The following is a 19,913-nucleotide window of genomic DNA, read 5'->3' on the forward strand; positions in this document are numbered from 1 at the left end:
ATCCCCTTTCACGCCTCATCCCAAGCCTGTTTGACAAAATGATAGGCGTCACGGATTCCTGCCAAGCCACAGCCGCTTGCTTCTTCAATACAGAGCCAGTTATCGAAGCCATGCCGCTTGATGTACTCGAAAAATGGCCGATTTGGCGTCACACCCGTTCCTATGGCCGCAGGGCAAAAGCGGCCGCGCTGCTCCATGTCGGTCACATGAATGGTTTCCAGGCGGTTTACGACAGATGGTACTACTTCGAGTGGATCTCCCCCAAAAGCAGTGATGTTCCCTGTATCAAAGTTCAGCCGGATATCTGTATCCTCTATCTGCCTGCAAATATCAAGGAAAACCGCCGGATCATATGTAAAGTCCACACGCGGCCATGCGCCCGGCTTGCCATGGTTCTCAAACACCAAGCCCACGCCATACTCTTTTCCTATTGGCGCAATGCGATGGAAATAATCCGATACCCATGCGATACCCTGCGCGCGATCCAGCTCCGGATGTGCCTGTCCCGCCAATATGCGCAGATAGCGAATATGCAGCTCTGAGGCAAGCGCAATATCCGCCTGCAGGTATAGGAATTCGCGCTCCCGCTGCACCGGATTTGGATTGGTAAAATCCGGATAGGTGGTCATCATCACAATCGGCATTCCGATTTCCTGCAGCTCCTGTTTCAAGGCGTTCAAATAGGTCGGTGTTCGGTTTTTGATGAACATAATGCTGATATCAATGCCGTCATAGCCGATTTCCTTTGCTTTGCGCGCCCACTGAGGCAAACTCATGCGCCCTGAACAAATCTCATCAAACAGCGAGACAGGCAAACAACTGATTTTCATACCGTTCTCCTTTTCTTATCCAGCGATTTCTGTACTACCGGTACCATTCGCCCGCGCGTGGGACTGCAGCATGACGACGAACAAGAGCAGCAGTCCGGTAATGATCGACTGCCACCATGAACTCAAGCTGCCTTGCAGATTAATCATGTTCGAAATCACACCAATGATAAATACGCCGATCGCCGTCCCCCCAAGGCCGCCGCGGCCGCCCGAAAGCAGGGTGCCACCAATCGCGGTCGCCGCAATCGCAGTCATTTCCCAACCGTCACATGTCACAGGCTGACCCGCACCTAAACGGGAAGCCAAAATCAATCCTGCCAGCCCTGCCAGCAAGCCATTTACCGTATAAACAGCGATCTTAATTTTTTCAGGTTGCAGCCCCATCATGCGGGCTGCTTCTTCATTCCCGCCCACTGCGTAAACATACCGTCCGGACCGTGTCCGGCGCGCAATATACAGCCCTGTAACCAGCAACAACACAAACAGCCATACCGGCGCCGGCACCCTCAACAGATAGCTTCGGGCAAACAATCGGAATGTTTCTGCCACACCTGTGTCCACACTGACCGAAACGCCCCCGTCTGTCATTACCAGAGCAATGCCGCGCGCCGCCATCATCATCCCCAGCGTAGCGATAAAGGGGGCGATTTGCAGCTTCGCAATAATGAGTCCGCTGAGCAGACCCATCGCCGTACAGACCGCCAACGGCACCAGGATCATTATTGCAAGACTACCCTTTGGGCTTAGGACTGCCGCCAGAACACTGGACAGCGCCGCAAGCGAACCAACTGAAAGGTCTATGCCTCCCGTCAAAATAACAAAGGTCATACCAAGAGAAATAATGCCGATCATGCTGTTCTGATTCAGGATATTCGTCACATTTCCGTACGATGCAAATTCCGGAAACAGCAGAGCCGCAGCCAGTATAAGGGCCAGCAGCGCAAACACTACGCCGTGCTTCTTACAGAACGCATAAAACAAGTTCTTTTTTTTCATACGATCCCCCCTAACGGCGTTTTTCCCGCTGCAAATAAACTGCGAGAATAATAATAGCGGCTTTAAAAATGCGGGAATACGCAAACGGGATGTTGTTCATATTGACCATAATTGAAATCAGCTGTATGATTAAGGCTCCGAATATCGTCCCCATAATCCGCGCTTTGCCGCCGTTCATGGAGGTCCCCCCAATCGCAACGGCCGCGATCGCATCCATTTCTGCAAGCTGTCCAATCGCATTGGGATCTGCACAGCTTGCACGGGAGCATTCAAACAGACCTGCCATTCCCGCCAGCAGCGCACTGATCACATACACCGAGATCAACACCTGCGCCGTACGAATGCCCGATAATCTTGCGGCTTTCCCGTTTTCTCCAATTCCCTGCACATAATATCCAAATGTCGTCTTTTTAAGCAGGAATGCAATTATCCAGACAAACAGTATGGATACAAATAATTGTACCGGTACCAGGCCGCCAACGCGGTATAAGCCGATTTCCGTAAACGTATTTCCATAAAACACGATTGTGCCGCCGTTATTCATCAATTGTGCAATACCTCGTCCGGCAATATAAAGAATTAGGGTTACAATGATCGGCTGTATTTTAAAGCATGCTACCAGAACACCGTTGAACAATCCCAACACCAATGCCACAACAAGGGCGGCCAGCACGGCCATGCCAGTATCCGTTCCCAAAAGCGGTGTTTTCCCAGTCAGCACCAAACCGCTCGTAACGGCGGATATCGCCATGACCGACCCTACCGAGATATCAATCCCTCCGGAGGAGATCACCAGCACCATCCCCAACGAGGTCAGCATAGTTGGCAGTACCTGAATCGTCAGGTTCCACAGGGTTCCCATGGAAGCAAAATTGCGGGTAAATAGGATATTGAACATAACCAGCAGCAGGAATGCATATATTGTACCATATTTTCGTATGTTCTGTCCCCAGTCAATACAGGTATGCCCGTTTTTTGCAGCAATGCTGTCCATCATATGCAGGCTCCCCCTTCCTGCAGGATGTCTTGTGCAATCGTCCGCATGATGTTTCCTTCTGATAGCATATCGCTTTCCAGCTCCCCGATATTTTTCCCATCCCGTATAACTATCACACGGTGACAGTTGCGTACCAATTCCTCCAGCTCAGAAGAAATCAACAATACACTGATGCCCTGCCCAGCGATATCCTGAATCAGCGCCTCGATTTCTGCTTTCGCGCCGATATCGATCCCCCTTGTCGGCTCGTCCAGTATGATCAGCCGCGGCTCCATGCACAGCCAGCGCGCTAAAAGAACTTTCTGCTGATTACCGCCTGACAGGTTTCGGATCAACTGCTCCTGCCCTGGCGTTTTGATGGACAGGCTCTTGATATAACGATCTACAATGTCCTTCTGTCGGCCGACGTTTACCAGCCCCCGCCGTGCGATCCGCGGCAAAATCGCCATCGTCATGTTTTCCCGCACGGACATATGGGGAAAAATTCCTTCCGCTTTGCGATCTTCCGAGCAATAGGCAAATCCTTTTGCAATCGCATCCCGTGGAGCTTTCCAGCGCACCTCCTGCCCATTGACCGCCAGCGTCCCTGTATAATCCGGGTTATCTCCAAAAATCACCTTGGCAAGCTCGGTCCGCCCCGCGCCAAGCAGTCCGGCCAAGCCCACTATCTCTCCCTGCCGGATTCTCAGGCTCACCCCCCGCAACTTCTCCTTGTCTGTAATCCCATGGGCTTCCAGCACAGGTACTCCTCCTGTTCCCTGATAAACCCCGTTTTTCCTTCGCAACACGTCAGTCGCATCGCGTCCAATCATGCGGGACACTAGCTCCAGCTTACTCAATTCCGCCGCCGGACTTTCGCTGACAAGCTTTCCGTCTTTCAGAATCGTAACCGTATCACATATCTCAAACACCTCATCCAGACGATGGCTGATAAAAATAATTGCGATGCCTTTTTCTCTGAGTTTACGCATTTGCCGGAATAAAATCTCTACTTCCTTTTCATCCAAAGAGGAAGTCGGCTCATCCATTACAATCAGTTTGGCCTGCACCGAAATAGCACGAGCAATCGCCACCATCTGCTGCACTGCCGTTCCATAGCTGCAAAGCGGCTGGGTCACATCTGCCTCCACTCCCATTTCGCGCAGTATCCGCTCCGCTCTCTGGTTCACCTGTTTCCAGTCAATTCCTGTACGGTTCATAGGCTCCCGCCCAAGATGAATATTTTCCGCAATACTCAAATACGGAATCAGATTGATCTCCTGATAAATTGTACTGATACCGGCTCGCTGTGCCTCCAACGGGCTGTTGAACGAAACCTGCTGCCCGTCCAAGATAATTTCGCCCGTATCTTTCCGGTACAAGCCGGTCAGAATTTTCATCAAGGTGGACTTCCCTGCGCCATTTTCACCCATCAACGCATGGATCTCGCCCGCGCGCACTCGAAAATTCACATGATCCAATGCATGAACGCCCGGAAACTGCTTGTCAATCTGTCTCATTTCCAACAAATACATGGCTTCCATTCACTATCCCTCCTTTCATAGGGGAGAGGGGCGTTTCGCCCCTCTCCCGAACGCTATTTTAAGATGCATAAACGCATCAATACGCCTCGTCCAAGCATTCCTCTGCATTTTCAATCGTATATAGCTTACCTTCATTTTTAACGAACGCCGGTACCTCTTCACCCGCTTCCAATTGGTCAATAATCGCTAAAACACTGTCTCCAAAGCGCGGTTGACAGAGCACGCTCAATTCCATATCCCCATCAATGATCGCCTGCAAAGCATCTTTCTGCCCATCCATGCTGTAAATCTTGATGTCCTCGCCCGGTTTGAGTCCCGCAGCCTTGATCGCCTGTAAAGCACCGATAGCGTTATCGTCATTATGCGCAAATACCGCATCGATCTCATCCCCATAGGCCTGAATCAGGTTTTCCATCGCTTTTTGTGATTCCGCACGGTTGAAATTTCCAACCTGGGAGGCGATAATCTTTATATTGTCATAGTTGGCGATCTCCTCGGTGAACCCTTTATTGCGGTCGATCGTACTGGTGGCGCCCGGTGTTCCGGTCAGTTCCACAACATTGCAGCGTTCGTCGCCAAACTGCTCTTTCATATACTGGGCGCAGGTCTGCCCCTCCCAAATCAAATCGGCGCTGTTCAGTGTTGTATAATCCACGCCTGCCTCACCATTGATGCCGCGGTCAACCAGAATGACCGGAATACCGGCATCCATTGCGGATTTAAGCACGGGCGTCAAACCCTCGGACTCACGCGGAGATACGATCAGGTAATCCGGCTTTTGAGAAATAATATCCTCAATATCGGACATTTGTTTTGCCGTATCGTCCTGTGCGTCCGTATAAATATATTGGTATCCTCTTGCCTCTATTTTTTCTTTCATATCATTTGTTTGAACGACTTTCCAGTTGTTCTGGTTGCCGCACTGCGAAAAGGCTACCGTCAGCACCTCGCTTTCGCCGCTGTCCACTCCCACATCCGCATCTGGTACGGCCGTGTTCTCTGAATCGGTTGAACAACCTGTACCTGAGCCAATTAGCAGTACACTGGTTAGAAGCATTGCGAATAATCTGGTCTTTTTCATACGAAACCCTCCCGTTTTCTATTTTTCTCTTTTCTGAATGTGCTTTCATTATACCGATTGTTCCTATAGTGGTAAATCAACATATTTTTTTAATATTTCAAGATTTTTTCTGTTTTGCCGCCCCGTTTTCTTTCTGTCTCTGTCGATACTCCGTGGGCGAAAAATCCGTATTTTTCTTGAAGAGCGTACTAAAATAGTTGGGGTTGTCATATCCAACAGCCAGTGCAATTTCATAGGAGCGCTGATCGGAATATCGTAAAAGCTGCTTGGCCTTTTCCATGCGCAGGTCAGTCAGGTAACTGATAAACGATTTGCCGCATTCCTGCTTAAACAAAATACTGAAGTAACATGACGACATATTGACCGAAGCGGAAACGCTTTGCAGAGAAATGGAATGGTCGGTATAATTCTGCTCGATATACTGCCGCGCTTTTTCGATCAATGTATGATGCGCCGCGCCTTTTTTTCCATGTACATAGTCGCACACCTTCCCCAGCAGTTCACTGAGGCCGCTAATCTGCTTCTGCAGGCTGCCCGCCGTAATGATCATGCGGTATTCTTCCACAGGATCTTCAAACACCTCGGACAGATCGATCCCAAATTCTTTCAATGCGCCGGTGACCTGGCTGTACACCGATGCAATAAACATTTGGCCATACAGAATGGAATATCGTCCACTTTCTCGTATATTGTCTGTGATGAGACAAATATTCTGCTCAATCAGACCTTTATCAAAGGTGCGTATACAGTCGACAAAACGCGCTATATTAGCAGCAATCTGCGTTCCGTCATCCTGGCGTATTCGCTTCAGCTCCGCGTAATCCAAAAAGCTTGTCTCATCATAAAGGAAAGCATACTGCAGCACTTTTTGACAGTGGCCGTACATCGCCTGTAGCCCCCATACGTCTCCCGACACACCATCTGTAGCGCAAAGAAAGGGATACTCATTTTTCAAATCCACATCCTGGCGCAGCGCCCTGCAAACAGCCTGCATATGCTCTGCTGCCTGCTGGGCATTTCTTCCCGAAACAACGATTAGGACACGTCCCTCTGTCTGAAATTCTTCATAAAAAAACATGCGCTCTGCCGCACATTCTTCTACTTGCGCAGCGAACCGGCTAAAATATTTCTGTAGCTCCTGCTCAGTGAACGTATCCCGTGCAAACCGATAGCCCAAAATATCGATCATAATACAGGCATAGAACCGCTCCACAGGAATACCTGCCTGCGCAAGCGCAGCTTCCTCAGGCTGTTTATCCAAGTCAGCGTGCAGCAGGCAGGAAAGCAGTTCCGTGCGCTCCTGCTTTATATTTTCTTCCTGCCTTGCTTTATATTTTTCAAAAATCTCGTCCAACAGGCTCTCCATATAAGCCAAATCGATCGGCTTGAGTATGTAATCCTTTACGCCCAGCTTAATCGCACGTTTAGCATATTCAAATTCATCATAGCAGGTCAGCAATATCACGCAGATATCCGCCTGCTCCCGCAATACATTTTCCACCAATTCTAACCCATCCATAAACGGCATACAAATGTCGGTGATTAAAAGATCCGGCCGGTATTGCCGCGCCAGTTCCAGCGCCTGTTCCCCATCCTCCGCTGTTGCTATAACCTCCATTCCATGAGCCGCCCAAGGCACATTGTCCCGCAGTCCCTCTCGAATCAGATATTCGTCGTCTGCCAGCAATACCTTCACTCTGTTTCCTCCTCCCAGCGCATCGGCAAGGTAATGCGGAAGCAGCTTCCCTCCCCCTGCCGGCTTTCAAACGTCACACCGTACGGCTCTCCAAACAGAATACGAATCCTTTCGTTTACGTTCACCACACCATAACTCTCTGCGCGCGGGCCGCTTCCGTGCCGCAGCGTATTATTCAGTGCCGCAGAAGCCTCTTCTGTCATGCCCACGCCATTATCGGTTACATCTATCACAATATTCTTTTCCATTGGCCGTACCCAAATTTTTAAATGACAACTCCCGCGTTTAGGCTTCATGCCATGGTAAATAGCATTTTCGATCAACGGCTGTAAGACCAGCTTGGGAATCAGACAGGAAGCGATCTCTTCTTTCAAATGTATCTCATGCGTGAACTTTCCTTTATACCGTATATTCTGTATAATCAGGTAATTGCCGGCATGCGCCAGCTCCTCACGCAGTGTAATAACCTCCCGCCCCCTGTTCAACCCAATTTTTAGGAACTGCGTCAAGGCCATTACCATGCGGACCGCACCATCCTTGTCTCCCGACCGCACCATCCAGATAATAGAATCCAGTGTATTATAGAGGAAATGCGGCTTGATCTGCGCCTGTAATGCCTTTAGTTCGGTCAGGCGAAGTTTCTTCTGATTTTCCACCTCATGTTCCATAAGAATATGTATAGTATTGAGCATCATGTTAAAGCGGTTGGTTAACGCGCCGATCTCATCGTCCCGTTCTGGAACGGCATGCACATTCAAGTCCCCCTGTTCCACCAAACGCATTTTTTCATCCAATTTTGTGATAGGGCAAACAATATACGCGGCGACTCGATAGGCCAGCAGCAGCGCAATTCCCATAACGCCAATTGAAACCAGGCTCACGATTTTGATAATCAAAAGAACGTTTTGCGCCAGTTCTCTGCCCGGCACGGTACATACCAGCTTCCATCCCGTCTGTAAAACCGGTTGTTCAATCCGCAGATCATGAAATATGGCATCTTTCCAGGAATAGGACGCATTTTGCCGGACCCTTTCCGACAATTGGGCAGCGGTCATATCCGCAGGGCCAATAATAGGCCGTCCATACGTATCCTGTATATATAAAAAACCACTTTCGCTGACTCTGGTATTCAGAAAAGAACTGACTTTTGCCGCTTCCAGTTCCACCACCACAATCCCGCGGTACTCTCCGCTCCCCAACTCCTTTACCGGCGTGACCGTAGTCAACAGCGTTTCTCCTGTTGTTACGGCAAATTGCGAACCTTGTTCAGGCGGCAGCCAAATAGTGTGTTCTGATTGCAGGGCTTTTTGGCAATACGGGTTGTCCATTGCTTTTTCATTTATAAAAGAGTAATACTGTGATTTTGCCGCTATACCATTATCTGCAAAAAAATACATAGCAAATATACTGCTGTTATACTGGTTCAGCTCCGAAAGGTATGCGTCCAGCTCAAAGCGATCGCTGAACTGCGCTTTATATTGTGGATATTCTGTACGCATGACCGACTGGACACCGGCTGACCGACTGATAATCCGCGACATGGATATCATATCTTCCAATAGGTTATCAACTTCATCCGCTGTTTTTTCTACGATCTGTTCGCTTGTCGTGACCGCCATTTCCATCACATGGCGATAGGACACAATGCAGGCTGCCGCGGCAACTGTTACGACAGAAATAAGGGAGAAAGCACCAAAGAATCGGAACAGACGTTTTTTCATGGATTGTTCATGCATTTCAGACTCCTCCCCGCAGAAAATAAAAACTGCCTGTCAAAAGAGCATCTTCTTATGTCAGGCAGCTTCTCATTGTTCAATTCCTCGGCACGAATGCAAACGGGCGGATTGGAGATCCTGAACCGTTTCTGATCTTCAGCGGTACAGCTATGAAGTAAGACCGCACCGGCAATTTATCCAGATTCTGCAGTTCCTCCATGATCAGGATATGATTGGGGAGCCAGTGCATATGGTGTCCATAGGATTCCATTTCCTCCCCAGCAATTACAGGAGTATCACAGGCGATCGTATCGCTTCCTACCGCCCGAACCCTGCGCTCCGCGAATAGCCGGACTGCATCTTCTGAAAGCCCGGGTTCATTTTTGGCATAGTACTTCCAATCGGCTCCGGCCGACCAGTAGCGGAACCAATGGAAATCCAGCAGAACGATCTCATCTTCCCCCGCTGCCGTTCCCATTTTCGCCTCAAGTGACAATATCTGATCCGCTGTGATCCTCTGACCAGGCTTGGCATCCAGTTGATACAAAGGGTATGTAACCGCCACGCCGCACAGATAGTCCGGCGGATAGGTTTCAATCGTACTTTCCATCATTGCGGATACCTGATGGGCGGGAGCATCAACATGCGCTCCAGTATGCTCTCCCAAAAACATTGTCTGGCAGTAATATCCATCATGCGCATGTGTGACTGTCGGATGGATGACCAGCGGGGGATGCGTCGGCCAGCGCGGGATATCATTTTCCAATACTGGCGACAAATCAACTACATTACAGGCTGAAACCGCTTCACGAATTGTATATAGAATATCTGACATAACCATTCCTCCTTTTTATAGCACTAATTATACCTTGTGTGTTGTGGAAAAGAATCCGATATTTTTTGAGTTCTTTCAAATAATTTTAATTTATTATAACATACCCTATTTTTTCTTTTCCATGGAAAGCCTTTCCTGACACAAGTACATTAGTTGGAAAAGATGCAGAAAATAGTATTGACAAAATCGCTGATTATTGGTATACTGTTTAAGCGTCAGAAAAACCCGCGGGTGTAGTTCAATGGTAGAATGTCAGCCTTCCAAGCTGAACACGTGGGTTCGATTCCCATCACCCGCTCCATTTTCTTTCCCATGCGCGGGCTGGAATTGATATGCGCCAGTAGCTCAGCCGGATAGAGCAACTGCCTTCTAAGCAGTAGGCCGGGGGTTCGAATCCCTCCTGGCGTGCCATCTCTCCAGTTGACTACAGTTTATATGGTGGGTATAGCTCAGTTGGTTAGAGCATCGGATTGTGGTTCCGAGGGTCGAGGGTTCGAGTCCCTTTACCCACCCCATATGAAACCATGTGACGCGCTGCTTGATGCAGCGCGTTATAAATATAAGGACCGGCTCCATGCAATCCAGCCGAATACAGGGGCGTCGCCAAGCGGTAAGGCATCGGCCTTTGACGCCGACATTCGCTGGTTCGAATCCAGCCGTCCCTGCCATTTCAACTTAACACGATCCAGTAGCTCAGTCGGCAGAGCACCTGCCTTTTAAGCAGGGTGTCCGGAGTTCGAATCTCCGCTGGATCACCAACATTTACCCCGTGCAACATTAAGTTGTGCGGGGTTTTTGCACATAACAAGAACTTTTTATTAATATTTTTCATATTCTTTGAAAATTATAAACGTCCATTTTCAGCCAAAACAAACCGTTTAAGTGTGTCACTTGATGTGTCACCTATTAAAAAAAGGGGCGGTTTCCCGCCCCCTCTGTTCAATGCTTCACTACATACTCGTAATATGCAGAGAGCTTGTCGCTTACCGCATCCTTATCATCAAGCCATGCCTTTGCCATATCGGCATAGAAGTCGATCTTGTTTACGCCATGCTTCTTGAATACCTCGCAGAAATCCGAGTAGAGCATGTTAAGCGCGGCATAAAACTCAGCAGGTTCGCATTGGATACCATGCTGACGCATGACCTGTTCTGCCTGCTCCATCGTCCAATGAGCGCCGGTTGTCCCGTCCTCATTCTTCATGCGCCGCGTCCAATCCTCTGCGGTCTGGCGGTCCATCTTCCCAACGCCGCGCATCATTTGTGCATGGCCCATCATGCGCCCGTTCCCGCCGTGCAGTTCATCGCCTACATAAGAGCCGCCATGCATATCCATCCGATCATCACGAAACCCAATCGGCTGCATATAATCGTCCTCCTCATACATAGGGGAATGATAAACCGGCGGGATGTAACCGCCTGGATATCTGCTTCTTGGCGCAAACCGTCCGTCAGAGTACCGGCGGTATCCACGGTCATAAGGCTCCATCATTTCGGAGCGCGGGGCGAAACGGCCGTCGTCGTAATGTTCACGGCCGCGACGGTCGCGGAATTTGTCCTCTACATAATCGCGCGGGTAATCCTCGTATTCTACGCCGATCCTACGGCGGCCACGGCCGGAAAGCATCATCATCTTTGCGGTGCGCGTCATTTGCTCACCGCCCCTCTGGTCGCGGGCGCGGGAGCCGCGCCGCCGTCAATGCTGGTCAGGTTGTTGCTGGGTGCGCAGCAGGGATTGCCGAGCATCCGAAACGAGCCGCCGGTCGCAGACGTGGAAACACAGGTCGAATACCGCGTACGGGTGCGGATGCCGCAGGCCGTCACCTGCGCACAGTTGCGCTTAGTCAGCGGATACAGCGTCGTACCCGTGCCGATAGTGATATACACCGGCGCATTGATCGTGGTCGTGTCGGGGATTGCCTGCGCTACAACAATGCAGTATTTCTCGCAGTCGTTGTAACTTCCAGCCGGAAGGTTGATCTCCAGATTGCCGCCCGTGAACGTCACCGCCTGCGAGATCACCAGATTGGGACACAGCTTACATACAGGTTTGCAAGACATAGTTTTACCTCCTGAAAATCAAGGGCGGCAGACTATTGCCCGCCGCCCGAAGTTATCACGGCAGAGCCGGAAAGTTAAAGGGGTCGATTTCGACCCGTTTAGCAGCCACAGCCGCAGCCGCTGTTGTAGGTTCCGCAATAGGGATACGGCGCGGGAACCTGATAAGCCGGTACCGGCATCGGGTTGATGCGGCGGATCAGCTCATTGGTCTGCGCGTCCAGCGTTGCGGTCAGGTAGCTGTTCTGGTTGGCCTGCGAAGCTGCCAGCTTGAGCGCCTGATTCTCGGACTGCAGCGAATCGATCTTGGACTGTACCATGAAGTCCATCAGGCCGCGATAGTTCGCGTTCTGGTTGTCGATGATGTCACGGGTCGAGTTCTGGATCGTGTTGCGGGTGTCGCAAGCCTGCGTCGCCATGTCATAGCGCACGCCCTGGATCGCGTTCTGGGTCTGGCAGCAGCAGTCCTGCAGGTTGTAGCCGAGCTGGCACAGGGACTTGTCCACACCGTTAAAGCCCTGCAGCATCGCAACATTGGTGCTGTTGAAGCCGCCGGTAACCGCGTTGTTCAGCGCGTAGGTGGAATCGCAGATGCCCTGCTGGATTGCAGAAATGCCGCGCTCAAGTCCGTTGAATGCAATCGCCTCGTTTACATCAGCGCGGGTCGCAATGCCCTGCAGGCCAGGATCAGTGGACGCGCCGCCGCCGAAGCCGCCGAAGCCAAAGCCGCCGCGTCCCCAGCCGAAAATCATGGCAAAGAGGATAATGGCCCACCAGCCATCACCGCCCCACATGCCGTTTCCGCAGTTGTTGTTACCGCTGTCCGAACCGAGTGCATAACCGGTTGCGAAATCGTTATCCATATTAAATTTTCTCCTTTTCGTGTATTTACATCGGGGCCGCGCGCTCCCCTGATGTTCAATGGGAAGCGGTTTTTTTATCAGGAACCGAGTAAACCGAAAAAGAGACAGATTTTCAGAAGTATCTCTGCCTTATTTGAAAAGTTGGTTTGCCTGCCGCATGAACTGCTGCGGGTCCAGACCCGCTTCTTTCAGCATGTTCATTGCCGCCTGCTGGGGATTGCCGCCCTGCATGATCTGCCGCATCTGCGGATTGCTCTGCGCCATCTGCTGCAACGCCTGCTGCGGGGTCATGCCGCTGTTTTTCATCTGCATGATCTGGGCGACCATCGGGTTATTTGCCGTCAGCCCCTGCATGAGCATTTGACCCATGTTCATTTGTTGTCCCTCCTAACTGGTCGCACAAGGCGTTAAACCGCCTTGCGAGTTCGTCAAAGTCAGACTTCTTCACATATTCCGAAAGGTTAATGTCCTGCTGCGGAGCCGCCTGCTCCTGCACGCGCTGGTAGGCTGCGAAATCCGCGCTGCCCGTCTGGAAATTAAGCTGCTTTGTATAAACGAATCCGTGCGAAATATCCGGCATGATCGTCAGCGCCCCGCCGAAATCCGTCTGTACTGCTCTTGCTTCATCCAGCGAAGCTACCGGCCGGACGATCGGTGCCGGAGGCTGCTGCGGCATGGGCTGCTGCATCATCGGCTGCTGGTATGGCATCTGCTGCATTCCCTGATTGGGCAGATATGTTTGATAAGGATACGCCATCAACCCAGCACCTCCGTTACATGTTCGTTGATAGAACGTTTTTCGCTCTCTTTATAGTTGATATAATCCGCTAAATCCTTGAGCTTCCCTGTGGAAGTAAAATCGTCCACAATGCGCCTTGCACATTCCGGCGCATATCCAAGCCGCTCAAGGCGCTCCTCGTAAGCTACCATTCCAATCACGTCCTCTCTTTGGAAAACGGCGCTCGGCGACGTGAACCGAGCGTTTTTCCGTTCTCCATGATTTAATTGTAGGACAAACCGTGATTTGATGTGTGCGCTTGTGTTGCGTTTGTGTGCGGTTGTGTGCAAAAGCAAACCCCGTGGGTTCTCCCACGGGGCTAAGCCATATGCAGTATTCGGGCAACGTCGATCAGGCGTGCAAAGATATCCCTGGAGCGCCGCGAAACAACGGACCTGTCGTACCCGATTTCAGCGGCAATGTCTGCCTGCGGGTAGTGGTCTATCAGCGTCCTGCGGGCTATGACCGTATTCTCGAAACCCAGCGCGGCCTCGTCTATCACGGTCAACCGCTGGCTCTTTGTCAGCCGTTCCAGTTCTTCCGGCACCTTTGCACGTCCTGCCATGTTGCACCTCAGTCAATCATTCTTCGCATCATAATAAGCATGCGCGCCATGTCCTCGGTCAGGTCAAGGCCCTTATCCGCCTCGCTGCCTCCCTTTCCGGTCAGCACCTTTTCGTCAATCAATACCTGCATGTCCGCGCGCATATACTCCGGCATATCCGATACCTCCCTGTACCGCTTCGGCTGCATTTTGTTTGCTTCCTCTTTGGCAATTGCTCTGGTTTGTGCTTCGGTCATATCTGGTTCCTCCTGTTCATATTTTGGATTGCCGTAGCCGTATATGCTGGGATACCCCAGCGGGTAGGATTTGCGTGCCACACCGCCGCCGTTCGCTACCACGCCGGACGCGCCCGAGGTATTCCCCTCGATGGTGTAGACATAGCCGTTTTCCACCTTCTCCACGATACCTACATGCCCGCCTCCGTTCGGATACTGGCGGGTGGAGAAATATACGACATCGCCCGCTCTCGGCGTGTAAGCCGCCCGCAGGTGGAAGCGCCCGCGCTCCGCGAACCAGTCCTTGCCGTTATAGCAGCTTGCCGTGCGCGGGATGGTTCCGGCATTACCGGACTGTGCCGCGCACCAGCTTATAAACATATGGCACCAGTAGGCTTCCGGTCCGTTCAGGCCGTACCACTTGCCGTATTTCGTCCAGTTATTCGAGCCTGCGTTTGCGGTCTTGCTGTCAAGGCCCGCATTGCTCGCTTTCTCCAGATAGCCGACCTCTGCGGCGGCAACCCTCAAAATACCGCTTGCTTTTCCCAAATGATTCACCTCAATTTCAAAACAAAAAGCCCCACCTTGACACAGGCGGGGCTTGTGGTATAATATCTATACAAAGGGGCGCTGCCGACGAGCGGTTGACCCTAAGAGTTAACTACAAAGTAGCCGCATCTATTTGGTCGTAGGGGCGGCTACTTTGCATATGTAACAAAAATGTGTAACAAGATTGCTGCACATATTGAAATCCTTGCGAATCTCAAGCCCATATGCACCACCCCTTTCTCAAGGAGTGGCCAACCGCCCGCCGCTGGGAACGACAGCGCCCGACATATTATACCATCGCACGCCGCGCTGTGTCAATTTGCCGCCATCGGGCGGCTTTTTTATTTCTGTCCGAGCTGTTTGACAATCTGGTTTACACCCGTCGCCGCAAGGCCGGACACAATGCCGATTGCAATTGCCGTCAGCGGGTCGTTTGCGCCATACTCCGGCATAATCCGCATCGCTACAATTCCCAACACCGCGCCGGAAATGCCGCAGATGATCGGCAGCCACTTGTTGTCAAGCGCCGTAGCCTTTACGATCTGTGCGATCAGATAGCAAATTACCGTGATTGCCGGAATCGCCGTAAATCCCAAACTTTCCATAAGTACGCTCCTTTCAAAGTCCAATTCTTGCAAGCAGGAATGCGATTACTGCCGCCAGCACTGCCCATACCGACTTGTCCACAATGCTTTCCCACCGTCTTGCAGGCTTGCTTGTAACCTCCGCGACGGTAGCGGTCAGGCTGTCCAGTTTCTCAATAATGGTGTTATACCGTTCTTCCTGTACCGCGCTGTCCTGCTCCAATGCGCGGATACGGTCAAAGAACTCCTTGTGCGTGTCGCTCGCCCTGTCCATCCGCTTTTCCAACGCTTCCACGCGGGCAAGCGTGATGCACTCGTGCGGATTGTTTGTGCATTGGTTTTCCATAGGCAAGTGGGGCGCTATACCCCGTCCCCCCCTCTCATTTCATCATCTCGCGGATAATATTCAGGATGCTCTTGTGGAGACGCGCCTGCGAGCAGGCCAGCTCTTCGCGTGTAGGAAAATCCCGCGGCCGGAACTTCCCGTCTGCATCCCCTTCCATAATGCCGTACTCGTTACAATACCTTACATTTTCCTTTGCCCATTCGGAAATCTGATTTTCGTCCTTGTACATCGTCTCACCCCCCTCTTTCGTCTGGTACTTCCAGACGTTGATCTCTGACGGCTCCGGCAGGATAACCATACCGTGTCCGGTTTTGCTGTCGAAGCCCTCCGCCCCAATATCCACACAATGATCCCTGAAAAAGCGCATCATTGCCTCGTGGGTCAGCGGCTTCCCTGTTTTGTCGATAAAAAAGTCATTGACCAGGCACGCCATACCGCAGAGCCATGGAGCCGCGAACGACGTTCCGGTCTGTTTGCCATATGTAGTCACGCCGGTTTCTTTTGCGAATTTCACAACCTGCCTGTCCGGCGCGGCAAAATCAAGATATTCCGTCGTAGAGGAAAAGTCCTCCGGAATGGCTTTGTTATTCTGGATGTAGTACGCTCCAACGGTCGTCACGGCATCGCACCGCGCCAGCTCCACATAATCCGTGGAAGAATCATTACCCGCCGCGACAAACAGGTTAAATGTCCCCAGCCCATCGATCACCGTCTGGTATTTCTGGGCAAGGTATTTGTCGCAGATCATGTCAAACGAGCAGAATACAGAGGTGATGCCGTATTCTTCGATATATGGCAGGCAATCATCCTCCAGTCCGCAGTAGCAGTCCTTCCCTGTCCTCGCCCTGCTGATTTTGGAAAGCTGGACTAACCGTGATCTGGGCGCAACCTGAAAGAATGTTGCCGCTGTCTTGCTGCCATGCCCTCCCGAGAAATTCCCCCAGCCGTACCCATCCCCAAACGGGATAATGACCAGATCATCCGGATTATAGTTTTTGATGCTCCAGTTCTCTCCGGTAGCCGCCGTGACGCGCTCCCCAAAGTATCCCGCGTTATGGAACCTGTCCACACCCGTAAACTTGCGGATGTAGTTGTTTTCAGTGTGCAGATTTGTTGTTTCAGTAGCCACGTTATACCTCCCCTTTTCCTGTCCCGTACTGCTTACCCGTAATCTGTTCGTACTTTTCATCCGAGAGCTTCCCCGCCGTGTAAAGCTGGTCTATCCGGCCAATGTCCCACAGCTTGGGATAATAATGCCGCGCCATTTCAAATACTGTCATAGCTCCACCCCCGTCATAGCCGCGATAAAATCCACGTCCGCGCGGAGCTGTTCTTCCCGCGTCGGCTCCGGCTCCGGTTCAGGAGGCCGTGCGGTCGGCGTAATATCCACCAGCTCGCCGTCCTCGATCGCCAGTTCACAGTACGGGCAGTAGGCACGCGCGCAGGGTTCAAGGCTGACAGGGACCGGAATCCACCCGTCCGGTGCTTGTCCGTGGTGGAGGGTGCGCATCTGTCTGGTTTCCGTGTTGATAATTAGCATTGGCGTTACCTCCATGCGATATAGCGGTAAACAGAACCACTGGCATTCATCTGTCCTGATGCGGAATTAGCATAAAACAAAATTTGTGATTCATTAACTGACACATTCACTGCTCCACCATTAGGCAAAGAATACGAAAGATTCACGCCATTAAGCAAGACAAAAACTGCTCCGGTTGCACTATTGGCAGATTCGGCTCCAATAATTAAACATTCCGGCCGAAATCCCACATCAATTACTGTAGGGTTACCAGCGCCATAAGTACCGTTACCCGTATACTCTCCTGTTACATATCCTTTCGCCCACTGATCCTTGATTTCCAGCCACCCATCCAGCGGGCTATACGCCGTCACGCCCTCTGAATCGATCGTCTGACCTGCGGTTACGCCCTCACATGCGCAGTACCCACCAAAACCGAGTTTGATGGTATCTCCGCCCTTTCCGGATTCAAGAGCGATTGCGTCTTTGGAGTTGTTCAGGAACGAGCCTGCGATCTGGTTACCGGAGATTTCCAGGATGGTGGTGGTGCCGTAGGAGGAATTAGACCTGTTTGCAAATGCAATAAGTATTTTTGACTTTTCGATAGCAGCAGCACTCAAACAATCTGGATTATTTGCATTATAGCTGTATGCCGTAACAAGGCCTAAAACTCCGTCAGAAAATTCAAACAATTTCGCATAGTTATCTATTACACAGGCAAATTTATCATCATCATAAACGATCGCCTGCACTGAAACTACATTACCCGTATTGTTATTTGACTCGTTGCTTATCGGGTTTAGTTCTGCGTTGAGTACAACGAATATTGTAATTTTGCTTGCTGTATCTTGATTACGGATATACCCAACAAGAATATTGCCTGTTTTATCTGCCGCACAGCTTGTTGCATAAATGGTGCCGTCAGAGAACGTCACCACCTCCCCAAATGTCACCGCATTCGCGCTGTCAATCGTCGCAATAACCGCCTTGCCCTTGTTGCCGTCGCCGGTATCGGAAAAGCAGATGCACACGCGCTTGTTTCCGCTGTCATCGTCGGGGATGCGGGTTGCGGAGATGTGGCCAGCGTTAACATTACCAGGAAGATAATAAGTCTGTTTTTGTGTGATTGTAGTTCCGTTCACCAGCGATATTCCGATGCCCAACTTGCTGCTGGATGTAAAAATCGACATTATGCGATCCGCCTCCAATGCAACAACCGGCGCATTTCCAATAACCGCAGAGATTATATTGGTTTGTTCTCCAAACGAAATCGATGTTCCATTTACTGTGCCTATTTTAGCAAACAAGGTCGTTTGTGTTAGCGCCTGCACCACGAAATGCGTATCATCCAGCCGATCGCCTGAAATAGATAAAACCGCAGATGAATAGGCACTTACACTATAAACACTCTTTCCTGTTGTGTTGTCTATCAGGTATGCCACAGGATTACTTGAACTATTGCCAATCAAAATACTATAGCTTTCATTCAGTTTGAACAGGTCAGAATCGGTCATGACAACCGTGTTTAATCGGTTCTCCACATTCTTCTGCGCCACAACGTCGCGGTAGATTTCCCCGTCCTGAACATTCACCACATCCCCCGCCGCGATACTCTGGCCATCCCGCACGGTGCCGGTGCGAACGTCATTCACCGGCAAACCCTCTGCTGTTGGATTGCTGCCGATATTCGCCAACGCGGAAATGAACTCTTCCTCTGTTCCGGTATAGCCGCCCTCCCGCGCCTGCTCATACGCGCTTTTGCCAAGTCCGGCGACCAGCAGGCCGTTTACTTTGATTGCCAAGTTATCCCCTCCTTTTTCGGTTTGTTGATAATCTTTGGTTAGAGTGTTTCCAGCGTGCCAAGTTGGATTTTGGTTAGGGCAAAATTGAGCATGCCTGTACTTATTTGAACCCATGTATTGCAATATGTTATCTTATACCTGGCGCTTGCTGCTGTCACAAAAACGTATGGAACATCATTCACATAAAACGGATTAACAATTTGTGTGCGGCCGTCCTTGTCAGTTAAAAGAAGCAGTTCGCTCCCGCTTGCCGAAATATCCAGAGTGTTTTTATTCAGCGCCGATCCGGTATAGCTCACCCGCGCCGTAAACTTCATCAGCCCTTTGGTCGATTCGCCCACTATGATCGGATTATGGATCACGCTCTTACCTCCTGTACGGTCACATAAACACTGATTGCCGCCGCAGGCTTGGTCTGACACTGGAATGTCAGCGTATTCGCCGCCTGTCCTGTGCATTGAATACCCGCCGCGTTATATGCAGCCATACTCGCTGCGGCGGGCATTGGAAGAATCAACTGCGCACTTTCATTTGCCGATATGCCGGAAACCGTTACGTTTTGTGTATATGGAGCCGCGCTTCCACTCCAACCTGCTGCCGGAAGGGAAACAAGCGCCGCCTTGGGCTTTCCCGCTTCCACATCAGCCTTTCTCGCCGCGTCGCCGTCATTTACCGGCGCGGGCAGATTGGTCACAGCGTTGCCGCCCATATCGACCGCGCCCGTCAGCGTACCGCCCGCGAGCTTGAGGTACCTTGCGTCCGCTTCCTCCTCCGTCATGCCGCCCGGGCCGCCGGACGAGGTTTCTTCTGTGAACTCAATCACATAGGGGCCGCCCCCAAGGCTTTCCGCCATGTCAAGCTCACCGCCGTTTGATGCGGTTATTGTATTTTTTGTTTTGGCGATCGCTTCATCGATCTGTGGTCCTGTAAATGTTCCGTTATATCCTTCGGTCGTTGGCATG

24 protein-coding genes and 5 tRNA genes are annotated in these 19,913 nt (G+C 51.1%); 5 read left to right on the forward strand and 24 right to left on the reverse strand.

Features of this window, described 5'->3' with window-relative positions:
* Positions 1-8 precede the first annotated feature (8 nt).
* From RX717_RS12525 to RX717_RS12560, 8 genes are all read right to left on the reverse strand, one after another.
* Positions 9-830: a sugar phosphate isomerase/epimerase family protein gene (locus RX717_RS12525; protein WP_107631677.1), complete on the reverse strand. Its 822-nt coding sequence runs from the start codon at positions 828-830 to the stop codon at positions 9-11.
* A 15-nt stretch (positions 831-845) separates the two neighbouring features.
* On the reverse strand, positions 846-1,826 hold the full coding sequence (locus RX717_RS12530) for an ABC transporter permease (protein ID WP_107631676.1): 981 nt from the start codon (positions 1,824-1,826) through the stop codon (positions 846-848).
* A gap of 10 nt (positions 1,827-1,836) precedes the next feature.
* A complete protein-coding gene (locus RX717_RS12535; protein ID WP_054326351.1) occupies positions 1,837-2,823 on the reverse strand; it encodes an ABC transporter permease in 987 nt (328 codons plus the stop codon).
* On the reverse strand, positions 2,820-4,346 hold the full coding sequence (locus tag RX717_RS12540; RefSeq protein WP_107631675.1) for a sugar ABC transporter ATP-binding protein: 1,527 nt from the start codon (positions 4,344-4,346) through the stop codon (positions 2,820-2,822). Before RX717_RS12540 ends, RX717_RS12535 begins: the two co-directional genes overlap by 4 nt.
* A 76-nt stretch (positions 4,347-4,422) precedes the next feature.
* Entirely contained in the window at positions 4,423-5,427 is a 1,005-nt protein-coding gene (locus RX717_RS12545; RefSeq protein WP_082396816.1) for an ABC transporter substrate-binding protein, read from the reverse strand.
* Between the two features lie 97 nt (positions 5,428-5,524).
* Positions 5,525-7,123, reverse strand: a complete 1,599-nt coding sequence (locus tag RX717_RS12550; RefSeq protein ID WP_107631674.1) for a response regulator transcription factor — start codon at positions 7,121-7,123, stop codon at positions 5,525-5,527.
* On the reverse strand, positions 7,120-8,859 hold the full coding sequence (locus tag RX717_RS12555; RefSeq protein ID WP_107631673.1) for a cache domain-containing sensor histidine kinase: 1,740 nt from the start codon (positions 8,857-8,859) through the stop codon (positions 7,120-7,122). Before RX717_RS12555 ends, RX717_RS12550 begins: the two co-directional genes overlap by 4 nt.
* 76 nt (positions 8,860-8,935) lie before the next feature.
* On the reverse strand, positions 8,936-9,673 hold the full coding sequence (locus RX717_RS12560) for a cyclase family protein (protein WP_054326347.1): 738 nt from the start codon (positions 9,671-9,673) through the stop codon (positions 8,936-8,938).
* 227 nt (positions 9,674-9,900) lie between these two features.
* Here RX717_RS12560 and RX717_RS12565 point away from each other — a divergent pair.
* The 5 genes from RX717_RS12565 to RX717_RS12585 all read left to right on the forward strand — a co-directional run bounded on the left by RX717_RS12565 (position 9,901) and on the right by RX717_RS12585 (position 10,431).
* Positions 9,901-9,974 (forward strand) — tRNA-Gly (locus RX717_RS12565).
* Positions 9,975-10,007: 33 nt separating this feature from the next.
* Positions 10,008-10,084: transfer RNA gene (locus tag RX717_RS12570), tRNA-Arg, on the forward strand.
* Positions 10,085-10,111: 27 nt separating this feature from the next.
* A tRNA-His gene (locus RX717_RS12575) sits at positions 10,112-10,188 on the forward strand.
* A gap of 78 nt (positions 10,189-10,266) precedes the next feature.
* Positions 10,267-10,341 (forward strand) — tRNA-Gln (locus RX717_RS12580).
* Between the two features lie 14 nt (positions 10,342-10,355).
* Positions 10,356-10,431, forward strand: a tRNA-Lys gene (locus RX717_RS12585).
* Positions 10,432-10,612: 181 nt separating this feature from the next.
* Here RX717_RS12585 and RX717_RS12590 read toward each other — a convergent pair.
* The 16 genes from RX717_RS12590 to RX717_RS12665 form a co-directional block, all read right to left on the reverse strand.
* Complete coding sequence (locus tag RX717_RS12590; protein WP_316960314.1) at positions 10,613-11,323, reverse strand: DUF7841 family protein; 711 nt, start codon at positions 11,321-11,323, stop codon at positions 10,613-10,615.
* Positions 11,320-11,733: a hypothetical protein gene (locus RX717_RS12595; RefSeq protein WP_316960315.1), complete on the reverse strand. Its 414-nt coding sequence runs from the start codon at positions 11,731-11,733 to the stop codon at positions 11,320-11,322. Before RX717_RS12595 ends, RX717_RS12590 begins: the two co-directional genes overlap by 4 nt.
* A 98-nt stretch (positions 11,734-11,831) precedes the next feature.
* Complete coding sequence (locus RX717_RS12600) at positions 11,832-12,593, reverse strand: hypothetical protein (RefSeq protein ID WP_316960316.1); 762 nt, start codon at positions 12,591-12,593, stop codon at positions 11,832-11,834.
* A gap of 129 nt (positions 12,594-12,722) precedes the next feature.
* Entirely contained in the window at positions 12,723-12,968 is a 246-nt protein-coding gene (locus tag RX717_RS12605; protein ID WP_152959543.1) for a hypothetical protein, read from the reverse strand.
* Positions 12,925-13,350: a hypothetical protein gene (locus tag RX717_RS12610; protein WP_316960317.1), complete on the reverse strand. Its 426-nt coding sequence runs from the start codon at positions 13,348-13,350 to the stop codon at positions 12,925-12,927. The genes RX717_RS12605 and RX717_RS12610 overlap by 44 nt, the downstream gene beginning before the upstream one ends.
* The gene (locus RX717_RS12615; RefSeq protein ID WP_316960318.1) at positions 13,350-13,523 is read right to left on the reverse strand and encodes a hypothetical protein; all 174 of its coding nucleotides are present in this window, start codon (positions 13,521-13,523) and stop codon (positions 13,350-13,352) included. Before RX717_RS12615 ends, RX717_RS12610 begins: the two co-directional genes overlap by 1 nt.
* A 167-nt stretch (positions 13,524-13,690) precedes the next feature.
* On the reverse strand, positions 13,691-13,936 hold the full coding sequence (locus tag RX717_RS12620) for a hypothetical protein (RefSeq protein ID WP_054328544.1): 246 nt from the start codon (positions 13,934-13,936) through the stop codon (positions 13,691-13,693).
* 8 nt (positions 13,937-13,944) lie between these two features.
* Positions 13,945-14,700 carry a CHAP domain-containing protein gene (locus RX717_RS12625; RefSeq protein WP_316960319.1) on the reverse strand — a complete coding sequence of 252 codons (756 nt, stop codon included), beginning with the start codon at positions 14,698-14,700 and terminating at the stop codon, positions 13,945-13,947.
* 341 nt (positions 14,701-15,041) lie between these two features.
* Positions 15,042-15,305, reverse strand: a complete 264-nt coding sequence (locus RX717_RS12630; RefSeq protein WP_186950573.1) for a phage holin family protein — start codon at positions 15,303-15,305, stop codon at positions 15,042-15,044.
* 13 nt (positions 15,306-15,318) lie between these two features.
* A complete protein-coding gene (locus RX717_RS12635) occupies positions 15,319-15,630 on the reverse strand; it encodes a hypothetical protein (protein ID WP_186950571.1) in 312 nt (103 codons plus the stop codon).
* A 34-nt stretch (positions 15,631-15,664) separates the two neighbouring features.
* Positions 15,665-16,759 carry an S-layer homology domain-containing protein gene (locus RX717_RS12640; RefSeq protein ID WP_316960320.1) on the reverse strand — a complete coding sequence of 365 codons (1,095 nt, stop codon included), beginning with the start codon at positions 16,757-16,759 and terminating at the stop codon, positions 15,665-15,667.
* 1 nt (position 16,760) lies between these two features.
* Entirely contained in the window at positions 16,761-16,910 is a 150-nt protein-coding gene (locus RX717_RS12645) for an XkdX family protein (RefSeq protein ID WP_316960321.1), read from the reverse strand.
* On the reverse strand, positions 16,907-17,170 hold the full coding sequence (locus tag RX717_RS12650; RefSeq protein ID WP_316960322.1) for a hypothetical protein: 264 nt from the start codon (positions 17,168-17,170) through the stop codon (positions 16,907-16,909). Before RX717_RS12650 ends, RX717_RS12645 begins: the two co-directional genes overlap by 4 nt.
* 5 nt (positions 17,171-17,175) lie before the next feature.
* Positions 17,176-18,951 carry a hypothetical protein gene (locus tag RX717_RS12655; RefSeq protein WP_316960323.1) on the reverse strand — a complete coding sequence of 592 codons (1,776 nt, stop codon included), beginning with the start codon at positions 18,949-18,951 and terminating at the stop codon, positions 17,176-17,178.
* 38 nt (positions 18,952-18,989) lie between these two features.
* Entirely contained in the window at positions 18,990-19,313 is a 324-nt protein-coding gene (locus RX717_RS12660) for a hypothetical protein (protein WP_054328530.1), read from the reverse strand.
* Positions 19,310-19,912 carry a hypothetical protein gene (locus RX717_RS12665; protein WP_316960324.1) on the reverse strand — a complete coding sequence of 201 codons (603 nt, stop codon included), beginning with the start codon at positions 19,910-19,912 and terminating at the stop codon, positions 19,310-19,312. The genes RX717_RS12660 and RX717_RS12665 overlap by 4 nt, the downstream gene beginning before the upstream one ends.
* Position 19,913: the final 1 nt, after the last annotated feature.

This window comes from Intestinibacillus sp. NTUH-41-i26 (assembly GCF_032769475.1).
Taxonomy (GTDB): Bacteria; Bacillota; Clostridia; order Oscillospirales; family Butyricicoccaceae; genus Agathobaculum; species Agathobaculum ammoniilyticum.

Coding starts and splice junctions, on each gene's coding strand:
- RX717_RS12525 (WP_107631677.1), bottom strand. CDS start 830: ATGAAAATCAGTTGTTTGCCTGTCTCGCTGTTTGATGAGATTTGTTCA.
- RX717_RS12530 (WP_107631676.1), bottom strand. CDS start 1,826: ATGAAAAAAAAGAACTTGTTTTATGCGTTCTGTAAGAAGCACGGCGTA.
- RX717_RS12535 (WP_054326351.1), bottom strand. CDS start 2,823: ATGATGGACAGCATTGCTGCAAAAAACGGGCATACCTGTATTGACTGG.
- RX717_RS12540 (WP_107631675.1), bottom strand. CDS start 4,346: ATGGAAGCCATGTATTTGTTGGAAATGAGACAGATTGACAAGCAGTTT.
- RX717_RS12545 (WP_082396816.1), bottom strand. CDS start 5,427: ATGAAAAAGACCAGATTATTCGCAATGCTTCTAACCAGTGTACTGCTA.
- RX717_RS12555 (WP_107631673.1), bottom strand. CDS start 8,859: ATGCATGAACAATCCATGAAAAAACGTCTGTTCCGATTCTTTGGTGCT.
- RX717_RS12560 (WP_054326347.1), bottom strand. CDS start 9,673: ATGTCAGATATTCTATATACAATTCGTGAAGCGGTTTCAGCCTGTAAT.
- RX717_RS12590 (WP_316960314.1), bottom strand. CDS start 11,323: ATGACGCGCACCGCAAAGATGATGATGCTTTCCGGCCGTGGCCGCCGT.
- RX717_RS12595 (WP_316960315.1), bottom strand. CDS start 11,733: ATGTCTTGCAAACCTGTATGTAAGCTGTGTCCCAATCTGGTGATCTCG.
- RX717_RS12600 (WP_316960316.1), bottom strand. CDS start 12,593: ATGGATAACGATTTCGCAACCGGTTATGCACTCGGTTCGGACAGCGGT.
- RX717_RS12605 (WP_152959543.1), bottom strand. CDS start 12,968: ATGAACATGGGTCAAATGCTCATGCAGGGGCTGACGGCAAATAACCCG.
- RX717_RS12610 (WP_316960317.1), bottom strand. CDS start 13,350: ATGGCGTATCCTTATCAAACATATCTGCCCAATCAGGGAATGCAGCAG.
- RX717_RS12615 (WP_316960318.1), bottom strand. CDS start 13,523: ATGGTAGCTTACGAGGAGCGCCTTGAGCGGCTTGGATATGCGCCGGAA.
- RX717_RS12620 (WP_054328544.1), bottom strand. CDS start 13,936: ATGGCAGGACGTGCAAAGGTGCCGGAAGAACTGGAACGGCTGACAAAG.
- RX717_RS12630 (WP_186950573.1), bottom strand. CDS start 15,305: ATGGAAAGTTTGGGATTTACGGCGATTCCGGCAATCACGGTAATTTGC.
- RX717_RS12635 (WP_186950571.1), bottom strand. CDS start 15,630: ATGGAAAACCAATGCACAAACAATCCGCACGAGTGCATCACGCTTGCC.
- RX717_RS12645 (WP_316960321.1), bottom strand. CDS start 16,910: ATGACAGTATTTGAAATGGCGCGGCATTATTATCCCAAGCTGTGGGAC.
- RX717_RS12650 (WP_316960322.1), bottom strand. CDS start 17,170: ATGCTAATTATCAACACGGAAACCAGACAGATGCGCACCCTCCACCAC.
- RX717_RS12665 (WP_316960324.1), bottom strand. CDS start 19,912: ATGCCAACGACCGAAGGATATAACGGAACATTTACAGGACCACAGATC.